Here is a 20047-nt window from a genome sequence, read left to right on the forward strand (position 1 = left end):
ACGCAGCAGTAACCGATGACCCACGCGTGCACTGGTCGGATCCCGACGGTATGAGCCACGGGTCCGGCAGTAAATGCGTAGAGTCCTAAAGACTCGTAGGAAATGGCGACGCGTCCTTACCCGACGCTGTAGTCAGCTGCGGATTTGGATGTAGGCGAATTCCTGCTTTCTCGGTAGATAAAGCAACGGCGACGTCAGAAACGTCGCCGTTGCAAAACCTTATTTGCTGACGCTGACGCCGTAGAAGGAGTTCAAGCCAAATGGGCTGATCTTGAAATCCTGCACTTCGTTGCGCATAGGCTGGAACACCGTCGAGTGAGCGATAGGTGTCATTGGAACAGCGTCTTTGAGGACGTGTTGCGCCTGCTTGTACAGTTCGGTGCGCTTGCCCTGATCGGTCGTGCGCTTGGCTTCTTTCACGATGCCGTCGAACTTCTTGTCGCACCACTTGGAGAAGTTGTTGCCTTGCAGGGAGTCGCAGCCGAACAGCACGTTCAGCCAGTTGTCCGGGTCACCGTTGTCGCCGCTCCAGCCAATCAGCATCGCGCCGTTCTCGCCGCCTTTGGAGCGCTTGATGTACTCGCCCCATTCGTAGCTCTGGATTTTGGCCTTGATACCGATCTTCGCCCAGTCGGACTGCAGCATTTCTGCCATCAGCTTGGCGTTCGGGTTGTACGGACGCTGTACCGGCATCGCCCACAGAACGATTTCGGTGCCTTCCTTCACACCGGCTTCCTTGAGCAGCTCTTTGGCTTTCTCAGGGTTGTACGGTGCATCCTTGATAGTGGTGTCGTAGGACCACTGGGTCGGTGGCATGGCGTTGACGGCCAGTTGGCCCGCGCCCTGGTAAACCGAGTCGATGATCTGCTGCTTGTTGACGGCCATGTCCAGTGCCTGACGCACTTTCAGTTGGGCCATCGGGTTCGGCTTGTCGTCACCCTTGATCTTGTCCATCACGTTGTAGGCGATGTAACCCAGGTTGAAACCAGCCTGATCAGGCACTTTCAGGGTTTTGTCTTCCTTGAGCGCCTTCAGGTCGGCCGGACGCGGGAACAGAGTGATCTGGCACTCGTTCTTCTTCAGCTTCTGGATACGTACCGACGGGTCGGTGGTGATGGCGAAGATCAGGTTGTCGATCTTCACGTCGTCAGGCTTCCAGTAGTCCTTGTTCCCGGTGTAGCGGATGTTAGAGTCTTTCTGGTAGCTCTTGAACACGAACGGACCGGTGCCGACCGGCTTCTGGTTGATGTCGGCGGCTTTGCCTTCCTTGAGCAGCTGGGCAGCGTACTCGGCGGACTGTACCGAAGCGAAACTCATGGCCATGTTCTGGATGAACGCGGCGTCAACTTCCTTGAGGGTGAACTTGACGGTGTGGTCGTCGACTTTATCGATCTTGGTGATGTTGGTGTCCATCCCCATGTCGGTGAAGTACGGGAATTCGGTCGGGTACGCCTTACGGAACGGGTCATCCTTGTTAATCATGCGATTGAAGGTGAACAGCACGTCGTCGGCGTTGAACTCACGAGTCGGCTTGAAGTACGGAGTAGTGTGGAACTTGACGCCTTCACGCAGGTGGAAGGTGTAGGTCAGGCCGTCATCGGAGATGTCCCACTTGGTCGCCAGACCAGGAACAACGGCGGTGCCGCCGCGCTCGAACTGGGTGAGGCGGTTGAACATGGTTTCTGCAGAGGCGTCGAAGTCGGTTCCGGTGGTGTATTGACCTGGATCGAAACCGGCCGGGCTCCCTTCGGAGCAGAACACCAGGTTAGTCGCTGCTTGGGCGAACGGTGCGCTGGCTAACAAGCTTGCGCCAACTAAAAACGGAATGACCGCGTGTTTAAGCATGGTGGCCTCATGATTTGTTGTCATTTTTGGAATTAGAGGACGACCTCGTGAGTCGTGCCTGCGGATACTTATGCAGGGGCCATACCCAATGCAAGATCCAGAGTGACTACAAGCCTTAAACGGTGGCACGAACGTACCTTAATGTCGCATTTGTATAACTCCTGACGCATTTGACCGTTTGCGCAGCTTTTTTACGGTGCAAACGACGCACTTTTAGGGTGCGTCCCGGACGCCTGGTGCTCCCGATCAGGGCGGGGTGTTACTTATTTATACCCCGTTTTGTGCGGTGGGTATGGCGTGAATAAGAGTGGTTATTGTTGCACTGATAGTGGCTAATTAATCTCAGTTGCACCTCGTGCAACTGCCAGCTTTTCTCAGTGGACTATCCAGTTATAGCTCATGCCTGAAAACTGCCCAAAAAAAACGGCGATCATGTGAGTGATCGCCGTTCTTCTGATTACGGGCTATCGATTCAAGGCATCAGCACTTCAATCGAACCATCGGCGGTCATGCTGACCTGGCTGGTACCGGCTTCGACATCCGGTGTCACCGGGGCGGCGTCCATGGCAGCGGCTTTCATCATCATCGGCGCGCGCAAGTAAGGCTGTGGATAACCGTTGCTGTTGAGGTTCAGGTTGACGATCTTGTAGCTCTTGCCGCCGAGGGCATCGGTGGCCAGTTGAGCGCGGGCCTTGAAGGCGCTTATGGCGTCCTTGAGCAGGGCGTCTTCGCTGGCCTTGCGGGTCGGGGTGGCGATGGCGAAGTCCATGCCGCCCATTTTCAGGTCGGTGAGCAGTTCGCCGGTCAGCTTCGACAGCGCGGCGAAGTCCGGGCTTTCCAGGCGCAGTTCGGCGCGCTCGCGCCAGCCGGTGATTTTCTGGCCCTTGGTGTCGTAGATCGGGTAGCTGTTGCGACTGCCCTGGCGCAGGGTGATGTCCTTGACTTGTTTGGCCTTGGCCAGCGCCTTGTTCATGGTGGTGCTGACGTCGGCGGCGAGTTTGGCCGGGTCGCTGTTCTGTTCTTCGGTGTAGAGGGTCACGATCATCAGGTCGCGGGCCACTTCCTGACTGACTTCGGCGCGCAGGGAAATCTGGTTGTAATGAAGCTCGTCGGCGGCCACGGCCGGGAGGCTGGCGACGGTGCCAACGCTCAGGGCGAGGAGGGCGGCGCTGCGGCGGAATGTGTGCATGAAGGCTCCTTGAAAGTTGCGCAGGGGTTCGGTCCGGGCCTGCGTGAAACCATCAGACTCTAGCTTTTATGCACTGGTTCGCACAGTTACAACTTCTATACAGATGCGCATGCCCTTTGTAGGAGCGAGCTTGCTCGCGAAAAATCCGGAAGCGTCACGGGAAGTCAGAATTCCCGCGTAATCGTTGGCGACCATCGCGAGCATGCTCGCTCCTACATGTGGCCGTTTGCCGCAGTTTTGCCTGTCGGCCCCCGCGCTTGGTTATACTCCCAGCGATCCGCCTGGAGCGCTCATCAGGAGAGCTCATGCTCGCCCCCGTTCAAATCACTTCCGCCACTCGCCAGAACCTCTGGCGGCTGACGTTCATCCGCACGTTGGTGCTGGCCGCCCAAGCCGGTTCCGTGGGCCTGGCCTACTGGCTCGAATTGCTGCCGCTGCCCTGGTTTCAATTGGCCGCGACCCTCGGTTGTTCGATGCTGTTGTGCGTGTTCACGGCGATTCGCCTGCGCACCTCGTGGCCGGTGACCGAGCTCGAATACGCCGTGCAACTGGCCTGCGACCTGTTTATCCACAGCGCATTGCTGTATTTCTCCGGTGGCTCGACCAACCCCTTCGTTTCCTATTACCTGGTGCCGCTGACCATTGCCGCGGTGACGTTGCCATGGCGTTATTCGGTGATCCTGTCGGGTATCGCGCTGACGATGTACACGCTGCTGCTGGCACAGTTTTACCCGTTGCAAACCTTCCCGATCGCGCGGGAAAACCTGCAGGTGTACGGGATGTGGTTGAGCTTCGCCCTCGCCGCCGCAGTGATCACGTTCTTCGCTGCGCGCATGGCCGAAGAGCTGCGCCGTCAGGAAGAACTTCGCGCCATTCGTCGCGAAGAAGGCCTGCGCGACCAGCAACTGCTGGCCGTCGCCACCCAGGCCGCCGGTGCGGCCCATGAATTGGGCACGCCGCTGGCGACCATGAGTGTGCTACTCAAGGAAATGCGTCAGGACCACCATGATCCGATGTTGCAGGACGACCTGAGCGTTTTGCAGGATCAGGTCAAACTGTGCAAGGAAACCTTGCAGCACCTGGTGCGCGCCGCGGAGGCCAATCGCCGTTTGGCGGTGGAGATGCAGGACGTCACCGATTGGCTTGATGAAGCCCTCAATCGCTGGCACCTGATGCGCCCGGAAGCCAGTTATCGCTTTCAGCGTCTCGGCCAGGGCGCAGTGCCGCGCATGGCGCCGCCGCCGGACTTGACCCAGGCTTTGCTGAATCTGTTGAACAACGCCGCCGATGCCTGCCCCGAAGGGCTGCAAGTGACGCTGGACTGGGATTGGGAAAACCTCACCATCAGCATTCGTGACCATGGTGCCGGTGTGCCGCTGGCCATCGCCGAGCAAATCGGCAAACCGTTTTTTACCACCAAGGGCAAAGGCTTCGGCCTGGGCCTGTTTTTGAGCAAGGCCAGCGTGACACGCGCCGGCGGCTCAGTGAAACTCTACAGTCATGAGGAAGGCGGCACGCTCACCGAGCTGCGCCTGCCCCGTGTCGCCCGAGGAGACGAACATGAGTGACGAGATCCAAGTCGAAGGCGAAGAACTGCCGCATTTGTTGCTGGTCGATGACGACGCCACATTCACCCGCGTCATGGCTCGCGCCATGGCCCGCCGCGGTTTTCGCGTCAGCACTGCCAGTTCGGCCGAGGAAGGCCTGGAACTGGCCAAGGCCGATCTGCCGGATTACGCCGCCCTGGACCTGAAGATGGACGGCGATTCGGGCCTGGTGCTGCTGCCCAAGTTGCTGGAAATGGACCCGGAAATGCGCGTGGTGATCCTTACCGGCTATTCGAGCATTGCCACTGCCGTCGAGGCGATCAAGCGCGGTGCCTGCAACTACCTGTGCAAACCGGCGGACGCCGACGACGTGCTGGCGGCGCTGCTGTCCGAACACGCCGATCTCGACAGCCTGGTACCGGAAAACCCGATGTCCGTGGACCGCCTGCAGTGGGAACACATCCAGCGCGTGCTGACCGAGCACGAAGGCAACATCTCCGCCACGGCCCGCGCCCTGGGCATGCACCGCCGCACCCTGCAGCGCAAACTGCAGAAGCGTCCCGTTCGCCGCTGAACCGGTGCTGAACGAATGCGGGCCATATCTCGCAACAAACCGAACCGATCCTCTATGATCGGTTCGTGCGTCTTCTTTTCTCTATCGAGCCTTATCCATGAATCAGAACGCTGAGTATTCCGCGGTCAACGATGCCGTGCGCGGGCAGTTTTTTCGCAAAGTGTGGGCGATGATCACGCCTTACTGGCGCAGTGAAGAGAAGGTCAAGGCCTGGACTCTTCTGATCGCGGTGATTGCGCTGTCGCTGATCAGCGTGGGGATCTCGGTGTGGTTCAACACCTGGTACAAGGACTTCTACAACGCCCTGCAAAAGAAGGACGAGGCCGCGTTCTGGCAACTGATCCTGTATTTCTGCGCGATTGCGGCGGTGGCGATCGTCGGCGCGGTGTATCGGCTCTACCTGACGCAGATGCTGACGATCCGCTGGCGGGCATGGCTCACTGAAAAGCATTTCACCCGCTGGCTGGGTGACAAGAACTACTACCAGCTGGAGCAGGGCGGTTACACCGATAACCCGGACCAGCGGATTTCCGAAGACCTCAACAACTTCACCTCCAACACCCTTGAGCTGGGTATCGGGTTGCTGCGCAATATCGTCAGCCTGGTGTCGTTCTCGATCATTCTGTGGGGCGTGTCGGGCAGCATTGAAGTATTCGGCATCACCATTCCCGGCTACATGTTCTGGTGCGTGCTGGTTTACGCCGTGGTCGGCAGCTGGCTGACACATTTGATCGGTCGTCGCCTGATAGGCCTGAACAACCAACAACAACGCTTCGAAGCCGACCTGCGTTTCTCCATGGTGCGGATTCGCGAGAATGCCGAAAGCATTGCGTTGTACAACGGCGAGCCGAACGAAAATCGTCGGTTGAGCGGCCGCTTCGGGATGGTCTGGCATAACTTCTGGGACATCATGAAAGTGTCCAAGCGCCTGACTTTCTTCACCGCCGGTTACAGTCAGGCCGCCATCATCTTCCCCTTCATGGTGGCGGCGCCGCGTTATCTCTCCGGCAAGATCGAACTCGGCGAACTGATGCAGATCAGCTCGGCATTCGGCAATGTGCAGGAAAGCTTCAGCTGGTTTATCAGTGCGTACCAGAACCTCGCTTCCTGGCGCGCTACCTGTGATCGTCTGCTGAGCTTCCACCAGGCCATGGGTGACAACGAAGGGCGTGCACCGGCCATCGACGTACAGAATTCGGGCTCCGCTCTGAAGGTGCACAGCCTCGGCCTCGACCTGGCTGATGGTCGTCACCTGCTGACCAACGCCGACATGACCGTGGAGGAGGGCGACCGAGTGATGCTCAGCGGTCGTTCCGGCAGCGGCAAGTCGACCCTGCTGCGGGCGATGGGACATCTTTGGCCGACCGGCCACGGCAGTATTCGCCTGCCATCGGCGCGCTACCTGTTCCTGCCGCAAAAACCGTATTTGCCGATTGGCACCCTGCGTGATGTCCTCAGTTATCCACAGCCCGGCGATACCTATCCGAAGGAGCGCTACGTGCACGTGCTGGAAACCTGTCGCCTGCCGCACCTGATTGCCCGTCTCGACGAAGCCAACCACTGGCAACGCATGCTGTCGCCGGGTGAGCAGCAGCGCCTGGCCTTTGCCCGTGCGCTGCTTTATGCACCGCAATGGCTGTATATGGACGAAGCGACCTCGGCGATGGACGAAGAAGACGAGGCCACGCTGTATCAGGCGCTGATCGATGAGTTGCCGGGGCTGAGCATTGTCAGCGTCGGTCATCGCAGCAGTCTGAAGCGCTTCCATCCGCGGCACATCCGTATCGAGAATGGCCATCTGGTGGACCAGACCGTGACTGCCTGAACACCACCACACCCTTGTAGGAGCGAGCTTGCTCGCGATGGACTTGAAAACGCCGCGTGGATTCAGGACGCACGCGTTATCGTTAACCTCCATCGCGAGCAAGCTCGCTCCTACAGGGGTGAGGTGATCGTACAACCGCGTTGCGCTATGATGCGCGTTACAGCAGCCGAACTTTTCGAGACAGATGTTCACCATGGAAAACCCGAACGACGCACCACGCCTCCCACGCAAGCGCCGCAGCCTCGCTCAGGAACTGGTGACGGTGCTGTCCGAGCAGATCCGCGATGGTCATCTCAAGCGTGGCGACAAGCTGCCCACCGAGTCGGCCATCATGGATGCCCATGGTGTCAGCCGCACGGTGGTACGCGAAGCGATATCCCGTTTGCAGGCGGCCGGCCAGGTGGAAACCCGCCACGGTATCGGCACCTTCGTGCTCGACACACCGAGCCCGAGCGGCTTTCGTATCGACCCGGCCACCGTGGTGACCTTGCGCGATGTACTGGCGATCCTGGAACTGCGCATCAGCCTCGAAGTGGAGTCTGCCGGGCTGGCGGCACAACGTCGCAGCCCGCAGCAACTGGCCAACATGCGCGCCGCCCTCGATGCGTTGAATGAAAGCGCCGCCCACGCCAGTGATGCCGTGGCGTCGGACTTCGCCTTCCACCTCGAGATCGCGCTGTCCACCGGCAACCGCTATTTCACCGACATCATGACTCACCTGGGCACCAGCATCATTCCGCGCACACGGCTGAATTCCGCGCGCCTGGCCCATGACGACCAGCAGCACTACATGAGTCGCCTGAGCCGTGAGCACGAGGAAATCTACGACGCCATTGCCCGTCAGGATTCCGATGCCGCCCGTGCGGCGATGCGCCTGCACCTGACCAACAGCCGCGAGCGGTTGCGCCATGCCCATGAAGAGGCTGAGGCGCAGCGAGGTTAGGCTTTCTGCTTCACGCGATTCATCGTCTGATCTTCCGCCTTCGCGAGCAAGCCCGCTCCCACATTTGATCTCCGGCGCTCACAAGTTTTGTGTTCACTGAAGATTCAATGTGGGAGCGGGCTTGTCTCCGGGCGGCGATCCGACGAAGGGGCCAGTAGTCATCTCACAAACCTTCAGTCAGTCCAAAAAATCTTTCTCTTCCGACAACGTATCTCCACTAAGTCCGTCGGTCGAGCCAATTCCCCATGCCATCGCAACACCAAAGGCCCATAAGCATGGGCTAATCACCCTTCTTGTCGAACAATTTTCCCCCGCAGCGATGAAATGCAGTTGACGGTTGTATTTTAAGTTGTACGATGACCTACAACTTCGGCGCAGGCTGAACGGTTTTCTCACACAACGTCGCTATCCAGGGTGTTCGAATAATGAATCCACAAGAACTGAAGTCCATCCTCTCTGCCGGTCTGCTGTCTTTCCCGGTCACCGATTTCAATGCTCAGGGCGACTTCAATCGCGCGGGTTACATCAAGCGTCTCGAATGGCTGGCCCCATACGGCGCCTCGGCGCTGTTCGCCGCGGGCGGCACCGGTGAGTTCTTCTCTCTGGCGGCCAGCGAATATTCGGAAATCATCAAGACTGCCGTCGACACATGCGCCTCCAGCGTGCCAATCCTGGCCGGCGTGGGTGGCTCGACCCGCCAGGCTATCGAATATGCACAGGAAGCCGAGCGTCTGGGCGCCAAAGGCTTGTTGCTGCTGCCGCACTACCTGACTGAAGCCAGCCAGGACGGAGTTGCCGCCCACGTTGAAGCCGTGTGCAAATCAGTCAACATCGGCGTAGTGGTCTACAACCGTAACGTTTGCCGCCTGACCGCGCCGCTGCTGGAACGTCTGGCCGAGCGCTGCCCGAACCTGATCGGCTACAAGGATGGCCTGGGTGATATCGAGTTGATGGTGTCGATCCGTCGCCGCCTCGGTGATCGCTTCAGCTACCTGGGTGGCTTGCCGACCGCCGAAGTCTACGCCGCGGCCTACAAGGCCCTGGGCGTACCGGTCTACTCCTCGGCGGTGTTCAACTTCATCCCGAAAACCGCGATGGACTTCTACCACGCCATCGCTCGTGAAGATCACGCCACCGTTGGCAAGATCATCGACGACTTCTTCCTGCCGTACCTGGACATCCGTAACCGCAAGGCCGGTTATGCGGTGAGCATCGTCAAGGCCGGGGCAAGAATTGCCGGCTACGACGCAGGTCCCGTGCGTGCGCCGCTGACCGATCTGACCGGCGAAGAGTACGAAATGCTCGCCGCGCTGATCGACAAGCAGGGCGCGCAATAACAACGATCAAACCGGAGCCGCTGAGCGATCAGCGGCTTTTTGCGTGAGGAGAACGACTCGTGACAAAGCGCTACGACAACTACATCAACGGTGAATGGGTCGCCGGTGCCGATTACTCGGTCAACATCAACCCGTCCGAACTGAGCGACGCCATCGGCGATTACGCCAAGGCTGACCTGGCGCAGGTCCACGCCGCCATTGACGCTGCCCGTGCCGCATTCCCGGCGTGGTCGGTTTCGGGCATCCAGGCCCGTCACGACTCCCTGGATAAAGTCGGTAGCGAGATCCTCGCCCGTCGCGAAGAGCTCGGCACCCTGCTGGCCAGGGAAGAGGGCAAGACCCTGCCTGAAGCCATCGGTGAAGTGACCCGCGCCGGCAACATCTTCAAATTCTTCGCCGGCGAGTGCCTGCGTCTGTCCGGCGACTACCTGCCGTCGGTGCGTCCGGGCGTCAACGTTGAAGTCACTCGCGAAGCCTTGGGCGTGGTCGGTCTGATCACCCCGTGGAACTTCCCGATTGCCATCCCCGCATGGAAAATCGCTCCGGCCCTGGCCTACGGCAACTGCGTCGTGCTCAAGCCTGCCGACCTGGTACCGGGTTGCGCCTGGGCCCTGGCCGAAATCATCTCACGCGCCGGCTTCCCGGCCGGTGTGTTCAACCTGGTGATGGGCAGCGGTCGCGTGGTGGGTGATGCACTGGTCAACAGCCCGAAAGTCGATGGCATCAGCTTCACCGGCTCCGTCGGTGTAGGCCGTCAGATCGCGGTCAGCTGTGTGTCGCGCCAGGCCAAGGTCCAGCTGGAAATGGGCGGCAAGAACCCGCAGATCATTCTCGACGATGCCGACCTCCAGCAAGCGGTCGAGTTGTCGGTGCAGAGTGCGTTCTATTCCACTGGCCAGCGTTGCACCGCATCGAGCCGCTTCATCGTCACCGCCGGCATCCACGACAAGTTCGTCGAAGCCATGGCCGAGCGCATGAAGTCGATCAAGGTCGGCCACGCCTTGAAGGCTGGCACCGACATCGGTCCGGTGGTCTCGCAAGCTCAACTTGAACAGGACATGAAGTACATCGACATCGGCCAGTCCGAAGGTGCACGCCTGGTCAGCGGCGGTGGCCTGGTGACCTGCGACACCGAAGGCTACTTCCTCGCGCCAACCCTGTTTGCCGACAGCACAGCTGCGATGCGCATCAGCCGTGAAGAGATCTTCGGCCCGGTGGCCAACATTGTTCGCGTAGCTGATTACGAAGCCGCGCTGGCCATGGCCAACGACACCGAGTTCGGCCTGTCGGCGGGCATTGCCACCAGCTCGTTGAAATACGCCAACCACTTCAAGCGCCACTCCCAGGCCGGGATGGTGATGGTCAACCTGCCGACCGCCGGTGTGGATTACCACGTTCCGTTCGGTGGGCGTAAAGGTTCATCCTATGGATCACGTGAGCAAGGTCGCTATGCGCAAGAGTTCTACACGGTCGTAAAGACCAGCTACATCGGCTCGTAACAAGAAACTCCGTGGTATTGGCAACGATACCGCGCCCCCTGTAGGAGCGAGCTCTGCTCGCGATGGTCTCGAGGTCGCGAAGTTCAGCCTGATGCCCAGCGTCATCGTTGACGACCATCGCGAGCAAGCTCGCTCCTACAGAACACCGTTATTACCCGCATAAAAATAATCAGTGGGAGTACATCTACATGCAATCGACCAAGCCGACTCACGTCCGCTACCTGATCCTGCTCATGCTGTTTCTGGTGACCACGATCAACTACGCGGACCGCGCTACCATCGCCATCGCCGGCTCCAGCCTGCAGAAAGACCTGGGCATCGATGCCGTTACCCTCGGCTACATCTTCTCCGCATTCGGTTGGGCCTACGTGGCCGGGCAAATTCCTGGCGGCTGGCTGCTGGACCGTTTCGGATCGAAAAAAATCTATGCGTTGAGCATCTTCACCTGGTCGCTGTTCACCGTCCTGCAGGGGTATGTCGGCGAGTTCGGCATGTCCACGGCGGTGGTTGCGCTGTTCATGCTGCGTTTCCTGGTGGGCCTGGCCGAAGCGCCGTCTTTCCCCGGTAACGCGCGCATCGTGGCGGCCTGGTTCCCTACCGCTGAACGCGGCACCGCCTCGGCGATCTTCAACTCGGCGCAATACTTCGCCACCGTGCTGTTCGCACCGCTGATGGGCTGGATCGTCTACAGCTTCGGCTGGCAACACGTGTTCATCGTCATGGGCGTGATTGGCATCATCTTCTCCGGGATCTGGCTGAAGGTTATTCACAGCCCGCGCCAGCATCCGATGATCAATGACGCCGAGTTCAAACACATCGCCGACAACGGCGGCATGGTCGACATGGACCAGGACAAGGGCAAAGGCAAGAAGGTCGACGGCCCGAAGTGGGACTACATTCGCCAACTGCTGACCAACCGCATGATGCTCGGCGTGTACCTGGGCCAGTACTGCATCAACGGCATCACTTACTTCTTCCTGACCTGGTTCCCGGTGTACCTGGTACAGGAGCGCGGCATGACCATTCTCAAGGCCGGTTTCATTGCGTCGTTACCGGCGATCTGCGGCTTCATCGGTGGTGTGCTCGGCGGGGTGATCTCCGATTACCTGCTGCGCAAGGGCCATTCGCTGACCTTCGCCCGCAAGGCGCCGATCATCGCCGGCCTGCTGGTTTCCAGTAGCATCGTGGCGTGCAACTACGTCGATGTTGAATGGATGGTCGTCGGCTTCATGGCCCTGGCATTCTTCGGCAAAGGCGTTGGTGCATTGGGCTGGGCGGTGGTATCCGACACCTCGCCGAAGCAGATCGCCGGCCTGAGCGGCGGCCTGTTCAATACCTTCGGCAACCTGGCTTCCATCACCACGCCGATCGTTATCGGCTACATCATCAGCTCCACCGGTTCGTTCAAGTGGGCGCTGGTGTTTGTCGGTTGCAACGCTTTGGTCGCGGTGTTCAGCTATCTGGTCATCGTGGGCCCGATCAAACGTGTGGTGCTCAAAGAGCCACCAGCGAACGGTTCTCAAGCCCCTGGCAAATTGTCTCAAGCGCATTCCTGAGGAGCGGCGTCATGCAGTTGATTGAACATTCCGACTCGCCGCGCTACATCCGCCTGCACGAGCGGGACAACGTAGTGATCGTGGTCAACGATCAAGGCGTACCGGCCGGTACCGAGTTTGCGGACGGCCTGGTCACCGTGGACTTCGTGCCACAGAGCCACAAGGTCACCCTGGAAGACATTCCCCAGGGTGGCCAGGTGATTCGTTATGGCCAGGTCATTGGCTACGCCTTGCAGCCGATTCCCCGCGGCAGTTGGGTCAAGGAAGATCAACTGCGCATGCCGACCGCGCCGCCGCTGGACAGCCTGCCGCTGTCCACCGACGTGCCGGCCGCGCAAGCACCGCTGGAAGGCTTCACGTTCGAGGGTTATCGCAACGCCGACGGCACCGTCGGCACGCGCAACATTCTCGGTATCACCACCACCGTGCAATGCGTGACCGGCGTGCTCGATCATGCGGTCAAGCGCATCAAGGCCGAGTTGCTGCCCAAGTACCCGCACGTCGATGACGTGGTGGCGCTGACCCACAGCTACGGCTGCGGCGTGGCCATTACCGCTACCGACGCCTACATCCCGATCCGCACGGTGCGCAACCTGGCGCGCAACCCGAACCTGGGCGGTGAAGCCCTGGTGATCAGCCTGGGCTGCGAGAAGTTGCAGGCCGGACAGGTGATGCACGACAACGACAGCTCGGTGGATCTCAGCGAACCGTGGTTGTACCGCTTGCAGGATTCCAGCCACGGTTTCACCGAGATGATCGAGCAGATCATGGAGCTGGCCGAAGTCCGTCTGAAGAAGCTTGATCAACGCCGCCGGGAAACCGTGCCGGCATCCGAGCTGATCCTCGGTATGCAGTGCGGCGGTAGTGATGCGTTCTCCGGCATCACCGCGAATCCGGCACTCGGCTATGCCTCGGACTTGCTGCTGCGGGCCGGTGCGACGGTGATGTTTTCCGAAGTCACTGAGGTGCGCGATGCCATTTATCTGCTGACCTCCCGCGCGGAAAACCAGGACGTCGCCCAGGAACTGGTACGGGAAATGGACTGGTACGACCGTTACCTGGCCAAGGGCGAAGCCGATCGCAGTGCCAACACCACGCCGGGTAACAAGAAGGGCGGGCTGTCGAACATTGTCGAGAAGTCATTGGGCTCGATCGTCAAGTCCGGCAGCAGCGCGATCAATGGCGTGCTTGGCCCTGGCGAGCGTTTCAAGCGCAAAGGCCTGATTTTCTGTGCGACCCCGGCCAGCGACTTTGTCTGCGGTACATTGCAGTTGGCGGCGGGGATGAACCTGCATGTATTCACTACCGGTCGCGGCACGCCTTACGGGCTGGCCATGGCGCCGGTGGTGAAGGTATCGACACGGACCGAACTGGCGCAACGCTGGCCGGACCTGATCGACATCGACGCCGGGCGCATTGCCACCGGGCGCGCATCCATCGAGGAGCTCGGCTGGGAACTGTTCCACTACTACCTGGACGTGGCCAGCGGCAAGCAGCAGACGTGGGCGGAGAAGCACAAGCTGCATAACGACATTACCCTGTTCAACCCGGCGCCGATTACGTAAGACCGAGTCGCCTGCTTCGCGAGCAAGCCCGCTCCCACATTGGATCAGCGTCGCATGAAGATCAAATGTGGGAGCGGGCTTGCTCGCGAAGGCGATCTACCAGACGCCGAGGTCGCCGGTGGCTTATCATTAGCCCCCTAACGACGCACACCCCAAGGTCCTTCCGGCATGCTGGCAATTTTCCTCGAAACCCTGAACATCACCGCGCCGGTGTTTGCCATGCTGTTTCTGGGGGTGCTGCTCAAGCGCATCGACTGGATCAACGACAACTTCATCCACACCGCGTCAGCATTGGTGTTCAACGTCACCATGCCGGCGCTGCTGTTTCTGGGCATCCTGCATGCCGACCTGCACGCGGCGTTGCAGCCGGCGTTGTTGATCTACTTCTCCCTGGCAACGCTGGTGTGTTTTGCCATCGCCTGGGGCTGGGCGATCTGGAAGTGCCCGCGGGAAGATCGGGGGATCTACACCCAGGGTGCCTTTCGCGGTAACAACGGGGTCATCGGCCTGGCGCTGGCGGCAAGCATGTATGGCGACTACGGGATTTCCCTCGGGGCGATCCTCGCGGCGCTGGTGATCCTGTTCTACAACACGCTGTCGACCATCGTGCTGGCGGTGTACAGCCCGGTGATCAAGTCCGATCCGTGGAGCATCTGCAAAAGCGTGTTCAGCAATCCGCTGATCATCAGCGTGATTGCGGCTGCGCCGTTCGCCTTTTTCAAGATCGGCTTGCCGGGATGGCTCGAGACCTCCGGCCAGTATCTGGCGCAAACCACCCTGCCGCTGGCGTTGATCTGCATCGGCGGCACGCTGTCGCTGGCGGCGCTGCGCAAAAGCGGCAACATGGCGCTGAGCTCCAGCCTGGTGAAGATGATCGGCCTGCCGGTGCTGGCGACGCTGGGCGCATGGCTGTGGGGCTTTCGTGGTGCGGAACTGGGGATTCTGTTTCTGTACTTCGGCAGCCCGACCGCCGCTGCCAGTTTCGTCATGGCCCGGGCGGCGGATGGTAACCATGAACTGGCGGCGGCGATCATCGTGATCACCACGTTGATGGCGGCGGTCACCACCAACGTCGGGATCTTCTTTTTGCAGTGGGGTGGGTGGATCTAGCGTCAGGATTTGCGGTGAATTGAAGGGCCGTCTTCGCGAGCAAGCCCGCTCCCACAGGGGGAATTCGTTCCAAATGTGGGAGCGGGCTTGCTCGCGAAGACGGCGCAACCAACACTGCAACTTTCGGATAGTTACTCCGGCTTCTGGTAGCTATCAATCACTTCCTGCGCCGCGCGAAACGCATCAATCGCCGCCGGCACGCCGGCATACACCGCGCAATGCAGCAGCGCCTCGCGAATCTCCTCCACGGTGCAGCCGTTGTTCAGCGCACCGCGCACGTGACCTTTCAACTCCTGCGGGCACTTCAGCGCGGTCAGAGCGGCGAGCGTGATCAGGCTGCGGGTTTTCAGCGGCAGGCCGTCGCGATTCCATACACCGCCCCAGGCGTGTTCGTTGACGAAATCCTGCAGCGGCTGGGTGAACTCGGTAGCGTTGCCCAGTGCGCGGTCGACGAAGGCGTCGCCCATCACTTGGCGGCGGACTTCAACGCCGGGTTTTTTATTCTCGGTCACGGGATTTCCCTCTTATGGTGTTGGCGACGCCAGGCGCGTAGTGACGTGAACAGCAAGAACGCCACCAGTGCCGGCAGGACGAAAAACAGCATCAAGTGTTCCAGCTTGCCGGCCAGTGGCATGCCGGTGGTGAACGACACCACGTGCAGCCCATACGCCAGGTACAAGCCCAGTAACAGCAAGCCTTCGGCGCGAGTCACCCGGTAGCCGGAGTAGAACACCGGCAGGCACAGCGCCGCGACGCCGAGCATCACCGGCAGGTCGAAATCCAGGGCGTTGGGCGACACCGACAGCGGCGACGGCGCCACCAGAGCGGTAAAGCCGAGCACGCCCAACAGGTTGAACAGGTTACTGCCAATCACGTTGCCCACGGCAATATCACGCTCGCCGCGCATCGCGGCGATCAACGAAGTGGCGAGCTCAGGCAGTGATGTGCTGACAGCGACGATGGTCAGGCCGATGATCCGCTCCGACAGCCCAAGATCGGTGGCGACCGCAACGGCAGCCCCCAACAGCAAGTGCCCGGCGTACACCAGCATCGCCAGCCCGGCGATAATCATCAGCAGGCTGCTCAGCCATGGCGCGTCGCCGTGGTGGTCATGACTCGATACCGGCCGCGCCGAATGCCGTGACTGGCGCAGCAACAGGCCCAGGTAAATCGCCAGTGCCGTCAGCAACATCACGCCGTCGGCACGGGTCAGTTCTTCATTCCAGGCGAGTACGAACACCAACAGGCTGGCGCCGATCATCAGCGGGATATCCAGGCGTACCAGTTGCCGGGAAACCCGCAATGGAATGATCAGCGCAGACAACCCGAGGGTGACGAGGATGTTGAAAATGCTGCTGCCGATCACGCTGCCGACGGCAATGTCGGCGTTATGCGCCAGGGTCGCTTGCAGGCTGACCGCCATTTGCGGTGCGCTGCTGCCGAGAGCAACGATGGTCAGGCCGATGATCAGTGGGCGTATGTGCAACCGCGCGGCAATGCGTACGGCGGCGCGCACCATCAATTCGGCGCCGATGATCAGCAGGAACAATCCGCTGAGCAATTCGATCACGCTGATCAGGGGCAAATCGGCTAATCCGAAAATGGTCGGGGCTCCATCGGTCAGTCGTCGAGAGCCTGGACCCGCACCCGGGCTGTGCCGCTTTTGAGCATGCCCAGGCGTGCGGCGGCTTCGTGGGACAGGTCGATCAGGCGGCCACGGGTGTGCGGCCCACGATCATTGATGCGCACCACGCAGGATTTGTCGTTATTGAGATTGGTCACCTTCACCCGCGTACCGAAGGGTAGCTGGCGATGGGCGGCAGTCATGGAATTCTTGTCGAAACGCTCGCCATTGGCGGTGCGTTTGCCTTGGTGTTTGGCACCGTAGTACGAAGCCACGCCGGTTTTATCGTAACCATGCGGATCGACGGTGTCGGTGCTGGCGCAACCGGCCAGGAGCGAGAGGAGGGCGCAGGCGCCGAGCAGACGTTTCATTCGAAGGTTTCCCGAAATAACTGCAGGAGCGAGCTTGCTCGCGATGGTGTGTCAGTCACGTCGATGCCAACTGACATTCCATCGCGAGCAAGCTCGCTCCTATAAGGTTTTGAGCCAGGCCTGAAATCTGGCTCCATTTCTATCAGCCTTCGAGCTTGCTTTTGAGCAATTCGTTCACTTGTTGCGGGTTGGCCTTGCCTTTGGAGGCTTTCATGGCCTGGCCGACGAAGAAGCCGAACATCTTGCCGCGCTTGGCTTCGTCTGCCGCGCGGTATTGTTCGACCTGCTCGGCGTTGGCCGCGAGCATTTCGTCCAGCACCGCCGAGATGGCGCCGGTGTCGGTCACTTGCTTGAGGCCGCGCTTGTCGATGATCTCGTCCGCGCTGCCTTCGCCGTTGGCCATCGCTTCGAACACCACCTTGGCGATTTTGCCGGAGATGGTGTTGTCCTTGATGCGCAGCAGCATGCCGCCCAGTTGCTCGGCGGAAACCGGCGATTGATCGATGTCCAGGCCTTGCTTGTTGAGCAGGCTGCCCAACTCGACCATCACCCAGTTCGCCGCCAGTTTGGCGTCGCCACCGATGCTCGCGACTTTCTCGAAGTAATCGGCTTGTTCGCGGCTGGTGGCCAGCACGCTGGCGTCGTAGACCGACAGACCGAACTGCTCCTGGAAGCGTTCGCGTTTCTGCGGTGGCAACTCGGGCAGCGTGGCGCGTACGTCGCTGAGGAACGAGTCCTCGATGACCACCGGCAGCAGGTCCGGATCAGGGAAGTAACGGTAGTCGTTGGCTTCCTCTTTGCTGCGCATCGGACGGGTCTCGTCCTTGTTCGGATCGTACAGACGGGTCTGCTGGATCACTTTGCCGCCGTCTTCGATCAATTCGATCTGACGCTGGATTTCGCTGTTGATCGCCTTCTCGATGAAACGGAACGAGTTGACGTTCTTGATCTCGCAGCGCGTGCCGAACTCGACCTGACCCTTTGGACGGATCGATACGTTGCAGTCGCAACGCAGCGAGCCTTCGGCCATGTTGCCGTCACAGATGCCCAGGTAACGCACCAGCGCGTGGATCGCCTTGACGTAAGCCACGGCTTCCTTGGCGCTGCGCATGTCCGGCTCGGAGACGATTTCCAGCAACGGCGTGCCGGCACGGTTCAGGTCGATGCCGCTGGCGCCGCTGAACTCTTCGTGCAGGCTCTTGCCGGCGTCTTCTTCCAGGTGCGCCCGGGTGATGCCGACACGTTTGACCGTGCCGTCTTCCAGGGCGATGTCCAGGTGGCCCTTGCCGACGATCGGCAATTCCATCTGGCTGATCTGGTAGCCCTTGGGCAGGTCCGGGTAGAAGTAGTTTTTACGGGCGAACACGTTGTGCTGGCCGATCTCGGCGTCAATCGCCAGACCGAACATCACCGCCATGCGCACCGCTTCCTGGTTCAGCACCGGCAGCACGCCGGGCATGCCCAGGTCTACCAGGCTGGCCTGGGTGTTCGGTTCGGAACCGAAGGTGGTGGAACTACCGGAAAAGATTTTCGACCGGGTGGTGAGCTGGGTGTGAATCTCCAGCCCGATCACGACTTCCCATTGCATGTGTGTCTCCTCAGAAGCCGGTTGGGGTGCGGGTGTGCCAGTCAGTGTTCAACTGGTACTGGTGCGCAACGTTGAGCAAGCGGCCTTCCTGGAAATACGGGGCGAGCAGTTGCACGCCGACCGGCAGACCGTCGACGAAACCGGCCGGCATCGACAGGCCTGGCAGGCCCGCGAGGTTGGCGGTGATGGTGTAGACGTCTTCCAGGTACGCAGCGACCGGGTCGCTGTTCTTGGCGCCAAGCTTCCAGGCCGGGTTCGGCGTGGTTGGGCCGAGGATGATGTCGACCTCATTGAAAGCGGCCATGAAGTCGTTCTTGATCAGGCGACGAATCTTCTGCGCCTTCAGGTAGTAGGCATCGTAGTAACCGGCGGACAGGGCGTAGGCACCGACCATGATCCGGCGCTGCACTTCTGTCCCGAAACCTTCGCCACGGGAGCGCTTGTACAGGTCTTCCAGGTTTTTCGGGTCTGCGCAACGGTAGCCGAAACGCACGCCGTCGAAGCGCGACAGGTTGGAAGAGGCTTCCGCCGGGGCGATCACGTAGTACGCAGGAATCGCGTGCTGCATGTTCGGCAGGCTGATTTCCTTGACCACGGCGCCGAGCTTTTTCAGCTCTTCGACGCTGGCCATGACCAGGTCGGCAATGCGTGGATCGAGACCGGCGCTGAAGTACTCCTTCGGCACGCCGATACGCAGGCCTTGCAGCGAACCGTTGAGGCTGGCGCTGTAGTCCGGCACGGGTTCGTCGATGCTGGTGGAGTCATTCGGATCGAAGCCGGCCATACCTTGCAACAAAATTGCGCAGTCTTCGGCAGTGCGCGCCAACGGACCGCCCTGATCGAGGCTGGAGGCGTAAGCGATCATGCCCCAGCGCGATACGCGACCGTACGTCGGTTTCAGGCCGGTGAGGTTGGTCAGGGCTGCTGGCTGACGAATCGAGCCGCCGGTGTCGGTGCCGGTGGCCGCAGGCAACAGACGAGCGGCAACCGCGGCAGCCGAACCGCCGGACGAACCGCCAGGCACGTGTTCCAGGTTCCACGGGTTTTTCACCGCGCCGTAGTAGCTCGACTCGTTGGCCGAACCCATGGCGAATTCGTCCATGTTGGTCTTGCCCAGGGTCACGGCGCCGGCAGCGGCCAGCTTGGCGACGACAGTGGCGTCGTACGGGGCCTTGAAGTTGTCGAGCATCTTCGAGCCGCAACTGGTGCGAATGCCCTGGGTGCAGAACAGGTCCTTGTGGGCGATCGGCGCGCCGAGCAGGGCGCCGCTCTCACCATTGGCGCGGCGTGCATCAGCGGCTTTCGCCTGCGTGAGCGCCAGGTCCTCGGTGAGGCTGATGAAGCTGTTGAGCTGTGGATCGAGCTGGGCGATGCGCGCCAGCAGGACTTTGGTCAGCTCTTCGGAGGAAAACTTTTTATCGGCGAGTCCGCGGGCGATCTCGGCCAGAGTCAATTGATGCATTGCAGGCTCTTT

16 protein-coding genes are annotated in these 20047 nt (G+C 60.5%); 9 read left to right on the forward strand and 7 right to left on the reverse strand.

The window, feature by feature from the left end; translation table 11 throughout:
• Positions 1 to 219: 219 nt before the first annotated feature.
• Positions 220 to 1845 (reverse strand): ABC transporter substrate-binding protein, encoded by a 1626-nt coding sequence (locus AC06G5_RS03790; protein ID WP_413426902.1) that lies wholly within the window; start codon positions 1843 to 1845, stop codon positions 220 to 222.
• Positions 1846 to 2317: 472 nt separating this feature from the next.
• Positions 2318 to 3034: an SIMPL domain-containing protein gene (locus AC06G5_RS03795; RefSeq protein ID WP_413426900.1), complete on the reverse strand. Its 717-nt coding sequence runs from the start codon at positions 3032 to 3034 to the stop codon at positions 2318 to 2320.
• Between the two features lie 305 nt (positions 3035 to 3339).
• Between AC06G5_RS03795 and AC06G5_RS03800 the strand changes: the two genes are divergently transcribed.
• From AC06G5_RS03800 to AC06G5_RS03840, 9 genes are all read left to right on the forward strand, one after another.
• Positions 3340 to 4602: an ATP-binding protein gene (locus tag AC06G5_RS03800; protein ID WP_413426898.1), complete on the forward strand. Its 1263-nt coding sequence runs from the start codon at positions 3340 to 3342 to the stop codon at positions 4600 to 4602.
• On the forward strand, positions 4595 to 5155 hold the full coding sequence (locus tag AC06G5_RS03805; protein WP_008000948.1) for a response regulator transcription factor: 561 nt from the start codon (positions 4595 to 4597) through the stop codon (positions 5153 to 5155). Before AC06G5_RS03800 ends, AC06G5_RS03805 begins: the two co-directional genes overlap by 8 nt.
• 97 nt (positions 5156 to 5252) lie before the next feature.
• On the forward strand, positions 5253 to 6980 hold the full coding sequence (locus AC06G5_RS03810; protein WP_413426896.1) for an ABC transporter ATP-binding protein/permease: 1728 nt from the start codon (positions 5253 to 5255) through the stop codon (positions 6978 to 6980).
• A 193-nt stretch (positions 6981 to 7173) separates the two neighbouring features.
• On the forward strand, positions 7174 to 7923 hold the full coding sequence (locus tag AC06G5_RS03815) for a FadR/GntR family transcriptional regulator (protein WP_181456723.1): 750 nt from the start codon (positions 7174 to 7176) through the stop codon (positions 7921 to 7923).
• A gap of 425 nt (positions 7924 to 8348) precedes the next feature.
• On the forward strand, positions 8349 to 9260 hold the full coding sequence (gene kdgD / locus AC06G5_RS03820) for a 5-dehydro-4-deoxyglucarate dehydratase (protein WP_057398863.1): 912 nt from the start codon (positions 8349 to 8351) through the stop codon (positions 9258 to 9260).
• 59 nt (positions 9261 to 9319) lie between these two features.
• Complete coding sequence (locus AC06G5_RS03825) at positions 9320 to 10759, forward strand: aldehyde dehydrogenase family protein (RefSeq protein WP_413426892.1); 1440 nt, start codon at positions 9320 to 9322, stop codon at positions 10757 to 10759.
• A 188-nt stretch (positions 10760 to 10947) separates the two neighbouring features.
• Entirely contained in the window at positions 10948 to 12315 is a 1368-nt protein-coding gene (locus tag AC06G5_RS03830) for an MFS transporter (protein WP_085714532.1), read from the forward strand.
• 11 nt (positions 12316 to 12326) lie between these two features.
• Positions 12327 to 13880: a galactarate dehydratase gene (garD, locus tag AC06G5_RS03835; protein WP_413426890.1), complete on the forward strand. Its 1554-nt coding sequence runs from the start codon at positions 12327 to 12329 to the stop codon at positions 13878 to 13880.
• Between the two features lie 168 nt (positions 13881 to 14048).
• Positions 14049 to 14990, forward strand: coding sequence for an AEC family transporter (locus tag AC06G5_RS03840; RefSeq protein WP_413703586.1), 942 nt, complete (start codon positions 14049 to 14051; stop codon positions 14988 to 14990).
• Between the two features lie 131 nt (positions 14991 to 15121).
• On the opposite strand, the gene AC06G5_RS03845 is transcribed toward AC06G5_RS03840, so the two are convergent.
• From AC06G5_RS03845 to gatA, 5 genes are all read right to left on the reverse strand, one after another.
• The gene (locus tag AC06G5_RS03845; protein WP_413426931.1) at positions 15122 to 15457 is read right to left on the reverse strand and encodes a carboxymuconolactone decarboxylase family protein; all 336 of its coding nucleotides are present in this window, start codon (positions 15455 to 15457) and stop codon (positions 15122 to 15124) included.
• 41 nt (positions 15458 to 15498) lie between these two features.
• Complete coding sequence (locus tag AC06G5_RS03850) at positions 15499 to 16560, reverse strand: calcium/sodium antiporter (protein ID WP_413426929.1); 1062 nt, start codon at positions 16558 to 16560, stop codon at positions 15499 to 15501.
• Positions 16561 to 16610: 50 nt separating this feature from the next.
• Positions 16611 to 16985 carry a septal ring lytic transglycosylase RlpA family protein gene (locus AC06G5_RS03855; protein ID WP_057398870.1) on the reverse strand — a complete coding sequence of 125 codons (375 nt, stop codon included), beginning with the start codon at positions 16983 to 16985 and terminating at the stop codon, positions 16611 to 16613.
• 142 nt (positions 16986 to 17127) lie between these two features.
• Complete coding sequence (gene gatB / locus AC06G5_RS03860; protein ID WP_413426886.1) at positions 17128 to 18573, reverse strand: Asp-tRNA(Asn)/Glu-tRNA(Gln) amidotransferase subunit GatB; 1446 nt, start codon at positions 18571 to 18573, stop codon at positions 17128 to 17130.
• A gap of 10 nt (positions 18574 to 18583) precedes the next feature.
• Positions 18584 to 20035: an Asp-tRNA(Asn)/Glu-tRNA(Gln) amidotransferase subunit GatA gene (gatA, locus tag AC06G5_RS03865; RefSeq protein WP_057398872.1), complete on the reverse strand. Its 1452-nt coding sequence runs from the start codon at positions 20033 to 20035 to the stop codon at positions 18584 to 18586.
• Positions 20036 to 20047: the final 12 nt, after the last annotated feature.

The sequence above is a fragment of the Pseudomonas sp. WT-JTC genome (assembly GCF_056711565.1).